Origin of the sequence: Zarconia navalis LEGE 11467, assembly GCF_015207075.1 — a bacterium.
GTDB classification, from domain to species: Bacteria; Cyanobacteriota; Cyanobacteriia; order Cyanobacteriales; family Geitlerinemataceae; genus Zarconia; species Zarconia navalis.
Map to the genome: position 1 here is coordinate 1 of NZ_JADEXN010000076.1, position 13257 is coordinate 13257.

A 13257-nucleotide genomic window follows, 5' to 3' on the forward strand; every position below is an offset into this window, starting at 1 on the left:
ACCTCCTAGAAGGCGATCGGGGTAACGATCTCCTCATCGGCGGCAGCGGCAGCGATGTCTTCGTCCTCCGCGTCGGCGACGGCAGCGATGTCATCACCGATTTCGAGGTCGGTGTAGACTTGCTGGGCTTGGCGGACGGCCTGAGTTTCGAGCAACTCACCATTACCCAGGGTACAACGGGGACGGTGGTTAGCTTCGGGGCAGAAGTACTGGTCACCCTTGAAGGTGTATCGGCGACTTCCCTGAATGCCACCAACTTTACCGACCGGTTCAAGGGACAAGAACCCGACGAACACGACTGCCCAGAAGCCCCCACCCTCCAAGGCGCATCGGTCGAACTCATCCCCGCATTCACCCTGGAAACCTTACCGGAAATCGAGAACGTCCTCATCGGTAACGCAGGCAATGACGGAATTATCGGTAGCGACGGCAACGACTCGATTCGCGGCCTAGCCGGAAACGATCGCGCTGATGGTGAAGCGGGTGACGACATCCTCGTCGGCGGCCTCTCCAGTGGGGAACCGGTGGGTTCGGATTTCGATCGCGACACCCTCTACGGCAACCAAGGAAACGATGTCATCCTCGGTAGCGAGGGAGAAGACTTCTTGTACGGCGGTAAGGATGGCGATGTCATCCTCGGCGGTAAGGATAACGACGAAATCGAAGGGGAACTCGGCGATGACACCCTGGCTGGGGAACGCGGCGACGATCGCATCTTCGGCGGCACCGGCGATGCTAACAATCCCGACTCCGGACGCGACCTGATTTACGGCGGTCTGGGGAACGACGAACTGTATGGAAACCAGGGCAATGACTCGATTTCCGGCGGCGACGGCGACGATATCGCCTTCGGCGGCAAGGATGACGATCTGATTTCTGGGGAGTTCGGAAACGACACCCTCGAAGGGGAACAGGGCAACGATACCATCCTCGGCAGCCTGGGCAGCAGCAACGGCATCGGCGGCAATGGCGATCGGGATTGGCTCTCGGGCAACGCCGGAAACGATCTGATTAAAGGGGGTGAAGGCGAAGATACGGTCTACGCCGGCAAAGACGACGACCTGGTTTACGGCGGTAAGGATAACGACGTGATTTACGGCGACCTCGGCCGCGACACCCTCTCGGGAGACCTGGGCGACGACACCATCTCCGGCGGTACGGGAGTTTCTAACAACATCGAAAGCGAAGCCGATGCCGATGTCATCTTCGGCGGGGCTGGAAACGACCTGATCGACGGCAACCTGGGCAACGATAGCCTAGTCGCCGGAACCGGAAACGATACCGTCAGCGGCGGTCGTCAGGATGATGTCATCTGGGGTGAAGCGGGAGACGACCTCCTGTTCGGCGACCTGGGAAATGACACGATTTGCGCGGGTGAAGGGAACGACACCCTCGTCGGCAGCAACGGCAACCCACTCGAAACCAACGATGGAGATGACAAACTCTGCGGTGGGGCTGGCAACGATCTCGTCTTCGGAAACGAAGGCAACGATCTGATGTCCGGCGACGCGGGAGATGACATCCTACTCGGCGGTCGGGGAGACGACACCTTGACCGGTGGTTCTGGAAACGACATCCTCAGCGGCGAGCAAGGAAACGACGTGCTGACCGGTGGTGCGGGAGTCGATCGCTTCGACTTTGCCGATAACCATGGCATCAACCTGATTACCGACTTCCAAGATGGTGTCGATCGCATTGGTCTGATGGGTGGTTTGACTCCCGACCAATTGGAAATTATCCAAGTTGACGAGCACAGTCAAATTACTGCTGGCGATTTGACCGTTGTCTTGTCTGGCGTGAATGCTACCTCGATCGGTTTTGACGATTTCTCGATTCTCTAATTCTCTGTGCTCTAATTCTCTATTTTTCTCAATTCGACCTTGACTTAACTTCTCTGTCGATCGAATTTCAATAATCCTTAGATTCTCACCTCCGACTGTTTGCCAGTCGGGGGTGTTTCTTTTCGCCGAAGCAAAATTTAAATCTAGGAGAATTTCAGACAAAATATACAAGTCAAACTCGAACGTATACTTGGAATTCTTGCTTAGGTATGCCCTAACGCTTCTTCCGTAATTATAACGAAGATAAAACCGAGATGTCAATGCAATTAGGGGCTAGAAATGGCTTTTTAATGGGTTGTTACAAAGGTAAATTTTCTCGATCGCACTTTTTCATCCCTAAATCTCGAATTAACTCAGTATATTTCGGTGGAGACTCCGAGCAATTACCGTTTATCGAAGTGTATATTCTCGGGGTAATTTGTATGATTTTGGGGTCATTCGTTGAAAGGGGGGGGAGAGAGGGCGAAATGAAGGAACCACAAAGACACAAAGGACACGAAGGAAGAGGATCTAGTGACTGGGAAATTAGTCATCGACGATTCGCTAGGATATTTAAATAGCCCGATTGCCATGGCAAGGTTTGTATTTTGCCAGCAGATGAGCTAATGGCTGAAAACCGATCGCTGAAGGCGAATAAAATGAGACGAGTTGCGATCGCCCAAGATACTCTCAAAATTATCGAATCGGGCTGCTATCAAACACCCAATGGAACCGACATCGATATTTCGTTCGATATCCATACTTGTTTGCAACAAACTCAACCCTATACGCCCGAGCGATTATCCGAAATCGAACGAGAAATTCTCTCCCACCCCGCTCAATTTTCGACAACCCAATTTGAAGTGAAAAACGAAACCACTTTAACCGGGGCAAAACGATTAGCAGAATCGGGAAAATATCAAAAAATAGGCGTGCTCAATTTCGCCTCAGCCAAGAATCCTGGTGGCGGTTTCCTCGGTGGCGCGCAAGCCCAAGAAGAAAGTCTCGCTCGCAGTTCCGCCCTTTATCAGAGTCTATTGCAATGTCCCCAACACTACCAGTTTCATCGGGCAAATCGATCGCTTTTATATTCCGATCGCATCATCTATTCTCCTCATTGCCCAGTGTTTAAAACAGATAATGGAACCCTGTTAGAACAACCCTACTTTGTCGATTTCATTACCAGTCCCGCACCTAACGCCGGGGCAGTGGCTCGGAATCAACCCAAGTCCGTTCGCGACATTCCAAAAGCTTTGGGCGATCGCGGTGGAAAAGTCCTCGCAATTGCCGCTCACAACGGCTGCGATGCCTTAGTTTTGGGCGCTTGGGGTTGTGGCGTATTTCGTAACGATCCGGGGATGGTGGCGCAAATGTTTGCCGATTATTTATTACCGAACGGGCAATTTTGCGGCAGGTTTAAAAGCGTTTTATTTTCAGTTCTCGATTCGACGAAGAAGAACAGGATATTTACCGAGTTCGATCGAAGATTTGGAGACGTTTACTAACGAAATGAAAGCATTCAGCTATCTGTCGTTAGTTTATAAACTAGCTTGGGTAAACGATCTTGTGGGTACGGGAGATTGAAAATCGTCGTTCGTTGTTGGTTCATCTGACCCCCTACAGTTTTCGAGTTTTACACACCGATCGCAGATTGCGTCCCGGCAGAATTCTGACTTCTATATTAGACTTTGGAGAGATTGTCAAACGTGGAGAACTTGCGTGTTTGGTCTGGATAAACTGGTGGATATGCTCTTCGACTCTGCAATGGAGAGCATCAACCGCAGCGAACGAGTGATTAAGCTACTCAAACAACTCAACCTCGATCCGGACTATCCCCCAGAAGACTTTACCGGAGTTTACCAATACGCGCTGGTGGAATACGGCGTGGGTAAGCCGCGTCCGGCGCTGGAGATTTTTCGGCAAACTGAAATTCAGCAGCTTTTTCGGGAAGCACTAGAAAAAAACAACCCAGCGATGCTGCTCAAGAAGGGCGAAGCGTTTCTCACCGGGCATTCGTTGCAAACGGAACTTGAGGCAAACAATGTTGACGTGCGTCGAGAATTTTACGAGTTTGCCGCCGTTTTTATTGAAGTTGCCAAACGCACGCGCACCCCAGCGGAAATTCTAGCTAACCAGAAGCTAGACTCCCTGCATCGGCAGATTAGCAGCCTGCAAGAGCGCTTGAAACGCCTACCCACGTTGGAGGGAATGCGGACGGAGATGGCACGACTGGCCGATCGAACCGATCGGGCCTTACCGGGTGCGGAATCGACCAGTACCGAGCAGTGCCGGGCTTTTGCCCTCGCCCAACAAATGCGCGGTTGGTTCGAAACTCTCGGCTATCGCTTTGAATCCCATGAAGTTTGGGAAGCGGAATATTTTGAATGGATCGTTAATGTTGCAGTGTGGCGCAGTCGCTATATGCGGATTTTGGTGCGCGGGGTGGATGGAGAGGCGAGTCTGGCGGATGTGAACGCCCTGCGAGAGTCGGTTAGCGTCCAGAACGCCGATGAAGGCTGGCTGGTGAGCGATCGCCGTATTGCCCGTGCCGCCCGCGATGAAGTGGCAAAACCGGAAAATAAGCATCTGTGCTGCGATACGTTTGACGAATTGCTCGATCGAGATGCGGATTTCAGCGGCTACCTCACTTGGTTGGAAGAGGAAATCCAGAAGCGGGGAATTGACCAGAAATACGTACCACTTGCCTGCACCAAAGAAGAGTACGACCCGGTAACCCGCCAGCGCCTTGGTTCGAGTCGCTACGACGAACGGGATGGCTGGATCGATGGCTACCTAGATATGTGGCTGGACGACCCGGCAAAAGAGCATATTTCCATCCTGGGGGAATTCGGGACGGGGAAAACCTGGTTTGCCTTGCACTATGCCTGGACTGCCCTCGGGCGCTACCGCGATGCCCAGCGACGGGGCATTGAGCGTCCCCGGTTGCCCCTGGTGATTCCCTTACGAGACTATGCCAAAGCCGTCAGCGTCGAGTCGCTGTTTTCAGAGTTCTTTTTCCGCAAACACGAAATTCCCATTCCCGGTTACTCGGCTTTCGAGCAACTCAACCGCATGGGCAAGCTGCTGTTAATTTTCGATGGCTTCGATGAAATGGCCGCTAGAGTCGATCGCCAGCAGATGATTAATAACTTCTGGGAATTGGCTAAAGTGGTGGTTCCTGGGGCGAAGGTCATCCTGACTTGCCGCACGGAACATTTCCCCGAAGCCAAGGAAGGTCGCGCCTTACTGAATGCAGAACTGCAAGCCTCCACCAAAAATTTGACCGGAGAAATACCCCAGTTTGAAGTCCTGGAACTCGAAAAGTTCGACGACGAGCAAATTCGCCAAGTCTTATCCCATCAAGCGCAGCCTGCCACGGTCGATCGGATTACGGGCAATCCCCAGTTGCTCGATCTCGCCCGTCGTCCGATTCTGACGGAGTTGATTTTGGAAGCGCTGCCGGATATTGAGGCGGGGAAGCCGGTGGATATGTCGCGGGTGTATCTCTATGCCGTGCGCCACAAGATGGAACGGGATATCAAGGCAGAACGCACGTTTACCTCGATGGTCGATAAGCTCTATTTTATGTGCGAGCTGTCCTGGGAAATGCTTTCGACCGATCGCATGAGCCTCAATTATCGAGAGTTTCCCGATCGCATTCGCAAGTTATTTGGTTCGGCAGTCGAGCAGGAAAAAGACCTCGACCACTGGCACTACGACATGATGGGGCAAACGATGCTGATTCGCAACGCCCAAGGGGACTACACCCCCGCCCATCGATCGCTTTTAGAATTTTTCGTCGCCTACAAATTTGCCGCCGAACTCGGGGCTTTAGCACCGGATTTTCTCCAGTTGGCGCAGGCAAAATCTGGGGTTGATACCCGTCGCGAATCCCAGGATTATACTTGGTCTGCTTACTTCCAAGAAACCGTCGATGATATGGGAGGGAGTATCGCACCCTTGAAAACCTTTGTCAGAGAATCGATCGAACGGTTGTGCTTGACGGTCGGACAAGCCCCGTTAACCAAAGCAGTTCTGGACTTATTAATCCCCACCCTGATGCCGTTTTCCCCGAAGGCAAAACATCCCCTATTCGAAGTTATTGAAGCTACGCGCAACCAAACCCCAGAAGCCGTCGGTTATGTGGGGGGAAATGCCGCAACGTTGGCGATCGAGTTGCATCCCAACGCGCTCTCCGATGGGGATTTCTCGAATGCGATCGTTCGCGGTGCAAATTTAGTAGAGGCGAATTTACAGAACGCGAACTTTGCCAATGCATATCTTGCAGAATCGGTTTTTCCTCAGATATTCGGCGCCATTTTTGCAATTGCCTACAGCCCGAACGGTCAATTTTTTGCCACGGCGGGTTCCGCCTGTGAAATAAATCTCTGGAACGTAGAAGATAATCAGCTAGTCGGTAATTTCAAAGGTCATACCGATTGGATACGCTCTCTTGTTTTCTCTGCTGATAGCAAGACACTTATCAGTGCTGCTTTTGATGAAACGATAAGAATCTGGCATTTAGCAGAAAACTGCGCGACAGTTTTACGAGGTCATACCAGTCGAGTCAATTCTGTAACGATTGGTTCCGATTCTCAATATATCACTAGCGCCAGTGACGATAAATCTATTAAAGTTTGGGACTTTGCTACGGGTGAATGTCTTAGGACGATAGTAGCTCACACAGCCGAAGTAGAAGCCGTTCTCATCCACGACCAAGCTAAACTTTTAATTAGTGGGGCTGCCGATAAAACTATTAAGATTTGGGATTTACCGACCGGGAAATATATTAAGACCCTATACGGACATACCAGTCGAGTTCGTTGTCTTGCACTTAGCCCCAATGGAAAACTACTAGCAAGTGGTAGCCAAGATCGCACTGCGAGGCTGTGGAATCTTGAAACGGGAGAATGCCTTCATATTCTAGAAGGACATTCGGAAAAAATGGTGTATTCAGTTGCCTTTCATCCCGATAGTCATACTTTAGCCAGTGGTTGTTCTGACCAAACGATTAAACTCTGGGATGTTGAAACGGGTAAATGTACGCGAACTATTTTCGGACATATTGATTGGGTTCGGACAGTTACCTTTAGCACCGACGGACGAAGATTAACTAGTGGAAGTGACGATCGAGCTATCAAACACTGGGATATCGACACTTGGGATTGTCTAAAAACATTACAAGGTTATACAGTTGAAATCAGATCGGTTGCAGTTTCACGTGACAGTAAAGCCTTAGTAATTGGTTTTGAGGATAAATGTGTAGAAGTTTGGAAAGCTGACTTGCAGGGTTCATTCCTAGCCGCAAACAATCTCACTTTAGTTGGTCATCATAGTCGAGTTAATTCAGTAACAGCTAGCTCTTATAAGAGTATTATTGCAACGGCTAGCTTTGACCACCAAATAAAACTATGGGATGGCAATAATGGTGCTTGTATCAGAACGCTAATAGGACATCAAAAGTGCGTTAATGCAGTTGCCTTGAGTTCAGATGGAAAATTGCTGGCTAGTGTCAGTGCCGATCGTACTGTTAGAGTCTGGAATCTCGATCGTGGGGAATGTCTTCAAATTTTAGAAGGGCATACAAATTGGCTGTGGGCGATCGCAATTAGTCCCGATAATTGCCTGATTGCGAGTGGTGGTGACGATCGGACGGTTCGACTGTGGAATATTCAGACGGGAGAATGTATTGCCGTCCTTAAAAAGCACCGAGGGGGAATTAGGTCAGTCGCATTCACTCCAGATAGTAAAATATTAGTGAGTAGCGGAATAGATCGAACTATTAAATTATGGGATGTTTCGAGCTATGTTTGTATCAAATCCTGGCACGCTCACAATAACAACGTACGCTCTCTAGCCGTTTCTCCAAATGGCGAGAAGTTAGTGAGTGCAAGTGACGATCGCACCTTGAAAATTTGGCAGATCGAAACTGGAGAATGCCTCAAAGTTTTTACAGGACATCGCGATCGCGTCCGTTCCGTTGTTTTTACTTCAGATGGGTCAAAAGTAATCAGCGGCAGTTCCGATGGAACCATTCGGATTTGGGATGCGGAAACCGGCGAATCTCTGCAAGAAATTGTACCTCTACGACCCTATGAAGGGATGGATATTACCGGGGTTAAAGGTTTAACGGGATCGGAGAAAGGGACCCTCAAAGCACTTGGGGCAGTAGAGCGTTGAGTGCGAAAGTTTCAATACTCACAAAGATATCGCCTCTGGCAAAATTCGATCGCGAAATAGTGGACGCAAACCCCGCATGGTTGCCACATCAACCTTTCGACTTAAAAGGTCTTCCAAATCCTGAATTAAAGCAATACGATCGAGCAAACTGCGATCGGCTTCTAACTCGACGAGAAAATCGATATCGCTATCTGCTCTTTCCTCTCCTCGCGCTACCGAACCAAATATCCGCACGTTATAAGCGCCATGTATCGCGGCTAAGTGGAGGATTTCATCGCGCTTTTCTTGGAGTAACTTGCGAATGTTCATCGGTTTGAAGTTCGGCAGAATTCGCTCGCATTTCAGTATAGCGCGAGGGTTACCGAATTCCCATTCCCGATCGAGATCGCTCCATTGCTAAAATACATTCATGCTTGGGGAATTTATAAGGAGAAACCGATGCAACTCGAAGACTATTTTGACTTTCTCCGTCCCGACGATATCCGCCTCAAAGGGACGCGAATTGGAATTGAAACGATCCTCTACGATTTCATCCATCAAGATCGATCGCCCGAAGATATTGCTCGCACCTATCCTTCGCTAAACCGAGAGCAGGTTTATGCAACCATTCTCTACTATCTGCACGAGAAAGAAGCAGTCGATAAGTACCTGACGAACTGGCTCGATTGGAGTCACCAACAATGGAAGCAACAACAACGCAATCCGACTCCAACAATGCTCCGACTCCGGAAACTCAGAGCAGAACGAGAAGCAAATAAAAAAGCACATGACTCTGAAATATTTGCTGGATGAAAACGTCGCTCCCAGTTACAAGACTCAACTCATTCGACTCGATCGAGATCTCTGTGTTTGGGCGGTTGGAGAGCCTGCTACTCCGGGTATGGGAACTCTAGACCCGGAGATTCTGATTTGGTGTGAGGAGCATGACTTTATTCTAGTGACGAATAACCGAACATCAATGCCCGTTCATTTAAACGACCATATTAATGCAGGTCATCACGTACCGGGAATTTTTATTCTCAGTCCCAAGCTCACAATGGGTCAAAATATCGATGAGTTGATACTCATTGCCGAGGCTTCTTTTCAGAATGAATACCAAGACCAGATCGTTCACCTGCCTTATACCTATTCGTTCCCGTCAGAACGTGCCTAAATTCACCTAACCTTCGATCGCATCTTTCGCCGAATCCCGATCGCAATTCCCCCCAAACACAGCATCCCCATAACCCCGGCTAACGGATTTCGATCGAGTCCCGTTACCCACATCGGCACCACATCGGCGTATTCCACCAACCCCCCCACGTGGGTGAGGTAATATCCCCACACCAATCCCGCGTGCAAACCAATAGATAGTCCCAGCCGTCCGCCACTGGCTTGTTTTGCCCAAATTAACGTCAACCCCAACAGCACTAAGCCGGGAAATGCGGGGAGGCTGGAGAGAATCACTTCGATAGGTTTAATGAAATGCAACAGGGCAAATACCCCCGCATTTATCCAAATGGCGATCGCTTTTCGGTAGTCTCGTTGCAACTCGTCCAGCAGCCAGCCGCGAAACAGCAACTCTTCGGCAAACCCCACCCCTAACGCAATGGGCAACCCTTCGATCGCAATTCTCAAGAATGCTGCCGGGGGAGACTGCCACTGCAACCATCCCAGTTGCCCTTCAAGTACCAGTAATAGGCACAAACTCGTCAAACCCAAGCCCAAACCGAACAGCAACTCTCTACCGTTGCGTTTCGATCTCCTCAAACCGTAGCGATGCAGGATGTGCGGGTTTCTATACACCTCGCGCCCCCACCACCGTACCAGCCAAATAAACTCGCCGTACAAAATCGTTAGGGTCAGAATACCTTGCCAATTCGGGTCATCGATGAGGGCGTAAATCGGGATGGCAAAGGGCAGCCATAGCAGCAGCAAACTGACCAGAAAAAGGGTTAATCGAGTGGCCAGCGACCGCGTTGCTAGGGACTGAATGAATGGTTGACCCAAAATACTCAATGACTCCACCAAATCGATCGTCGATCGGAATTTAGAGATGGGGATACGATCTATAACTTTGCCAAGGCGGGTTGATTCGGGTCTGGCTCTTAGAAGAACCAACCTGAAGACCTAACCCGCCCCCGACCAATGGTGACCCGATCCAAATCTGAAATTGCGTTCTAAATTCTTACGATTGTCAGAACTAACTTATCTTTTGAGACTTTGCTCGCTCGATAAATAAACACAATTATTCATCCGGTTCGATGGTACTAGTTAAACCATTATTCTTCAAGGTTTCACAATAAAACTCTGCGTGTTCTTGGGCACAGGTAATTACCAATGCCATTCCATTTGTATGGGCTTCCATCATAATATTCACCGCTTGAGGTTGCGTCATTTGGGGAATAGTTTGGATTAAAATACCGACGACAAACTCCATACTATTAAAGTCGTCGTTATGCAACAAAACTCGATAGCGCGGTGCGGGTTTGCGAACGGTCGCTTTCTTTTCGATAACTTCAACAGGCATGATTAGCTCCTCGCGATATGGGTTAGATTACAATTGTTTTTTTCACTATTCTTTTTTTTAACAAAACGATACCGTTTTTTCAACAGAGAGTAACTAAAATTACAGACCAAGACAAGGGTTGGATGATAGGGTACCGATGTATGGATTTCGATCGGTGATTGAAGAGTGAGAGACAAGCTTACTCAATAACCTAGATACTATAAACAATTCAGTATTGCGTTAAGAAGAGAAAGTTATGATACCGATTTACCCGATCGCGCTGGTTCTGACAGCGATTTCTATTTGGTGGTTTGGCCGGACTTCTGAGGATATCTACAGCGTCCTAGCAGCCGGAAGTGCGATCGTTAGCTTTATTATTGGGTTTGCTTGGTCGCCTTGGCAAGTGCAGGTGGCGATCGTTCTGGGGGTTTTGAGTCTAGAACAGTTTTACAAGCTCGGCATAAGAGAAGATGTTCGGATGCGGTGACAGGGATTTCCTTTAGGGACGCGTGCATTCGGGCTAAGGCGATCTCCGGACAACAGAACTGACGCAATTGCAGCGATAACGTACACTTTTTGTGGATAACTTTACCCGATCTATTTCCTCAAAATCGCGAGTTGGTTGACCTGGGTCGAAATATTCACTTCTGGCTCGCTTATAGGTTCTTGGTTTTTACTCTCTTGCACGCGCTCGATCGGCGAAAAGTCGTTCGGAGTTTCTGGCGACGAGTCACCAAACCAAAGACGAAATTTCGCCCGGATTAGTGCCGGTTCTCCTATTTTCAATGCTTCGTTCCCTGTCCGGGAGACACTTCCATAGACCCGTTCAATTCTTACCCAAATCGGTTATCCTCGAAGATATGTTCTCTAGGCTGACAAAAGTGTCATGACTCAGCCTCATATCCTGGAACTCGCAAAACAAGGCGATCCGAAGGCTATTTCGGCTCTACTCAACCAACATCTCAAGTATCAGGGCATCCGATCGAAAGTTGCCCTCAAAGATAGCTGTCTGCACGTCCTACTCGAATCGGACGAGCAAGTACCCGATCGCTATCAAATGGTAGATTTCGTGCGGGTCAAGCTTGTTAATCTAGAGTCGGAAACCATCACCCGCGCGATCGTCTACGGTCGGCAGCAGGGACAAGAAAAACCCGCTTGGAACCAAGAGTTCGCTCTAGCTGTGGGAGGATATTCTAATTTGGTCTCATCTCAAAGTCATTCTATTCCCCAGACCCTTTCTCAAGACACGACCCATACCGATTTCCAAATCGAACCCACCACTACCGACTCACCGCAAACCGAAAGCCAATCTGCACCACGTCGAAAATTTAGCCCGATGGCGATCGCGGCGATCGTCTCGGCAGTATTAGTTGCCATTGCGGCAGTTTACCTCGCTTTCAATTCCAATTCCCCGCCAGAGTCCGATCGCACCTCATATAAAGTCCGGTTAAGTAGTTACGGTTAAGAGCACATTCCACAAGTCGGTCAGTCGGCAGGCAGAATTAGACTGAGGATACTATTGCGTCCGTGCAAGGGTCGCCCGACTTCAGGTGAAGTCGGGCTAGTTGATTCGTGCAAGAGATCTAAGATTCGGCAGTCTTCTTTGCCCGAGTTGTGTTTTTTCTGGCTGTAGACTTTTTCGCCGTTGTGGATTTTTTCGCCGTCGTTTTCTTGGTCGTGGTTTTCTTGGCTGTAGACTTTTTCGATTTCGAGGTAGATGACTTCGCCGCCAACAACTCCAACGCTTTCTCCAACGTTAGGGATTCGGTCGTTTCCCCTTCCGGTAGGCTGGCATTGGTTTTCTTGTACTTCACGTAAGGCCCGTAGGGACCATCGTAAATATTAATCGGTTCCTTATCATCGGGATGATTGCCCAATTCCCGCAGGGGTTTTTTCGTCCCGCGCCGTCCCCGCGACTTTTTCGGTTCCGCCAACATTTCCAAAGCCCGATCGAGATTTATGGTCAGTACGTCGTCTCCCACCTTCAGGGAACGGTAATCGTCCTTGCCCTCTTCACCCCCCTTCTTGTGGACGATGTAGGGCCCGAAGCGTCCCAGACTCGCCTGAATTTTGTTCCCCGTTTCCGGGTGAACTCCCAGTAACCGAGGCAGTGCCAGCAATCCCACCGCCATCTCTAGGGTGACATCTTCCATCGTCTTCCCTTTCGGCAGGGATGCCCGTTTGGGCTTGGGGTTCTCCTCGGTTTTTTCTCCCAACTGAACGTAGGGACCGTAGCTGCCGATGAGGATGTAAATCGGTTCGCCAGTGTCCGGATGCAACCCCAGTTTTTCGGGACCTTCGGTTTTTTGCTTGAGTAGCAGTTCCACCTGTTCCGGGCTGAGGTCGGCGGGAGTGAGATTGTGGGGAATCGAGGCGGTCACCGTCTCGCCCTCGTTGTCCACTTCCAAATAGGGCCCGAATTTACCGATGCGGACTTTGACGGGTAAGTTTTCGAGTTCTACCGTTTTGGCATCGCTCGGTTCGATTTCGCTTTCGCGTTCTTTGACCTGGGTGGCAAGTCCGGTATCTCCCGCGTAAAAACCCTTGAGATAGGGCAGCCAATCGGCTTCTCCGGTGGAGATGCGATCGAGGGTAGCTTCCATTTTGGCGGTGAATCCCGGATCGACCAAATCGGGGAAATGTTTTTCCAACAAGCTGCTGACGGCAAATGCGGTAAACGTCGGCACCAGGGCGTTCCCGTTCATCTGGGCGTAACCGCGATCGACGATCGTCCCGATGATGCTCGCATAGGTACTGGGTCTGCCGATA

General features: G+C 49.9%; 11 protein-coding genes. 7 read left to right on the forward strand and 4 right to left on the reverse strand.

Going from position 1 to position 13257, the window contains the following annotated elements; genetic code table 11:
- The 3 genes from IQ235_RS06030 to IQ235_RS06040 form a co-directional block, all read left to right on the forward strand.
- On the forward strand, nucleotides 1–1841 hold a 1841-nt coding region (locus IQ235_RS06030; RefSeq protein WP_319592550.1), incomplete at its 5' end, for a calcium-binding protein.
- Nucleotides 1842–2428: 587 nt separating this feature from the next.
- The gene (locus IQ235_RS06035) at nucleotides 2429–3325 is read left to right on the forward strand and encodes a TIGR02452 family protein (protein ID WP_264320593.1); all 897 of its coding nucleotides are present in this window, start codon (nucleotides 2429–2431) and stop codon (nucleotides 3323–3325) included.
- Between the two features lie 214 nt (nucleotides 3326–3539).
- Entirely contained in the window at nucleotides 3540–8000 is a 4461-nt protein-coding gene (locus tag IQ235_RS06040) for a WD40 domain-containing protein (protein WP_264320594.1), read from the forward strand.
- A gap of 18 nt (nucleotides 8001–8018) precedes the next feature.
- On the opposite strand, the gene IQ235_RS06045 is transcribed toward IQ235_RS06040, so the two are convergent.
- Nucleotides 8019–8309 (reverse strand): nucleotidyltransferase family protein, encoded by a 291-nt coding sequence (locus IQ235_RS06045; RefSeq protein WP_264320595.1) that lies wholly within the window; start codon nucleotides 8307–8309, stop codon nucleotides 8019–8021.
- A 129-nt stretch (nucleotides 8310–8438) separates the two neighbouring features.
- Between IQ235_RS06045 and IQ235_RS06050 the strand changes: the two genes are divergently transcribed.
- Entirely contained in the window at nucleotides 8439–8792 is a 354-nt protein-coding gene (locus IQ235_RS06050; protein WP_264320596.1) for a DUF433 domain-containing protein, read from the forward strand.
- A complete protein-coding gene (locus IQ235_RS06055; protein ID WP_264320597.1) occupies nucleotides 8767–9153 on the forward strand; it encodes a DUF5615 family PIN-like protein in 387 nt (128 codons plus the stop codon). The genes IQ235_RS06050 and IQ235_RS06055 overlap by 26 nt, the downstream gene beginning before the upstream one ends.
- A gap of 2 nt (nucleotides 9154–9155) precedes the next feature.
- Here IQ235_RS06055 and IQ235_RS06060 read toward each other — a convergent pair whose 3' ends face one another.
- Nucleotides 9156–9989: a CPBP family intramembrane glutamic endopeptidase gene (locus tag IQ235_RS06060; protein ID WP_264320598.1), complete on the reverse strand. Its 834-nt coding sequence runs from the start codon at nucleotides 9987–9989 to the stop codon at nucleotides 9156–9158.
- 238 nt (nucleotides 9990–10227) lie between these two features.
- Nucleotides 10228–10509, reverse strand: coding sequence for an ATP-dependent Clp protease adapter ClpS (gene clpS, locus IQ235_RS06065; protein ID WP_264320599.1), 282 nt, complete (start codon nucleotides 10507–10509; stop codon nucleotides 10228–10230).
- Nucleotides 10510–10744: 235 nt separating this feature from the next.
- On the opposite strand from clpS, the gene IQ235_RS06070 reads away from it, so the two are divergent.
- Both IQ235_RS06070 and IQ235_RS06075 read left to right on the forward strand, forming a co-directional pair.
- On the forward strand, nucleotides 10745–10975 hold the full coding sequence (locus IQ235_RS06070) for a hypothetical protein (protein WP_264320600.1): 231 nt from the start codon (nucleotides 10745–10747) through the stop codon (nucleotides 10973–10975).
- Nucleotides 10976–11374: 399 nt separating this feature from the next.
- Nucleotides 11375–11953: a hypothetical protein gene (locus IQ235_RS06075; protein WP_264320601.1), complete on the forward strand. Its 579-nt coding sequence runs from the start codon at nucleotides 11375–11377 to the stop codon at nucleotides 11951–11953.
- Nucleotides 11954–12071: 118 nt separating this feature from the next.
- Here IQ235_RS06075 and IQ235_RS06080 read toward each other — a convergent pair.
- On the reverse strand, nucleotides 12072–13257 hold a 1186-nt coding region (locus IQ235_RS06080), incomplete at its 5' end, for a topoisomerase C-terminal repeat-containing protein (RefSeq protein WP_264320602.1).